We start from the raw sequence: 1,073 nt of genomic DNA on the forward strand, positions 1-1,073 counted from the left end.
TTCTAAAGCTTTCTACCTTTGCTTTAGACTCTATATCATTTACGTAAATCTCTTTTTGCTCTATCTCAAACTTTAAGAATTCGATGATTTTTAATTCATCATTTATCGAGTCAATATATTTTTTCAATATTTCATACTCATTTGATGTAATATCTTCAAAGTTTTGATGAATAAAAAACGAGTAGTTCTGTAAATTCCCCCAAAATATATTGAGTTCATCTAAGATTTTTGTTTTTGATTTATTTCCATTTCTTTCGCTTTGTTGTAGCTTAGGTTGGTATTCTGCATTTAATAATTCTTGTTTATGTTTTAACTCATTCTTTTTTAAGCTAATATGATTATGTTCAATGGAATAATCTTTTTTTAACTCTTGTAAATAGTCCTTAAAGTCCTTCCCATATCTTGCTAAACCTAAAATTTGTTCTAACTTAGAATAACGTTCAGTAGGTTTATTTCCTCTAACAAACTCCTCTAAATTTTCCTGTGACAAAATCAAAGTTGATTCTATAAATGAAAGTAAATCAATGGAATCAAGTAAATTGGGATCAGTTAACATCTGTTCATTAACTAACAATCGAACTATTTCTTTTTGTCCTTCTCTCAAACCTATTTGCTGACCATTTATAAATAATTTAGTAGAACCATTCTTTTTAATAGTTCTTTTAATAGTTAATTCTTCTTCATTATTAAAATCTATTTCAACGGATGCTTCATTCACATCATGCAAACGAGCATCACTATTTATAATATAATTAAACTGTAGATGTTCTGAAGATCCTGTATATCTAGAAATCTTTCCTGAAATAACCCAGTTAATGGAATCAAAAATCGTACTTTTACCGTGTCCACTCGGTCCTTCTACTACGATTACTTTTTTATTTGAAAAATCAAACTCATGTTTCCCTCTAAAAATACGAAAATTATCTAATATTATTTTTCGAATAAACATTTTAATCTCCTATTTCTATTAAGTTCTCTATTTTAATTTTACTAGCGTGCTTGTTACTCAAATAACTATTGAAATAATCATCCATTACTTTTTCTATACTTAAATTTCTTTCGCCCTCCATCTG

1 protein-coding gene is annotated in these 1,073 nt (G+C 27.3%); it reads right to left on the reverse strand.

Annotation, left to right across the window (positions count from 1 at the left end; all coding sequences use genetic code 11):
- A partial coding sequence (locus DN403_RS30965; protein WP_149186139.1) for an AAA family ATPase occupies window positions 1-949 on the reverse strand: 949 nt, incomplete at its 3' end.
- Between the last annotated feature and the right edge of the window lie 124 nt (window positions 950-1,073).

The sequence above is a fragment of the Bacillus sp. AY2-1 genome (genome assembly GCF_008368965.1).
Taxonomy (GTDB): domain Bacteria; phylum Bacillota; class Bacilli; order Bacillales; family Bacillaceae_G; genus Bacillus_A; species Bacillus_A thuringiensis_S.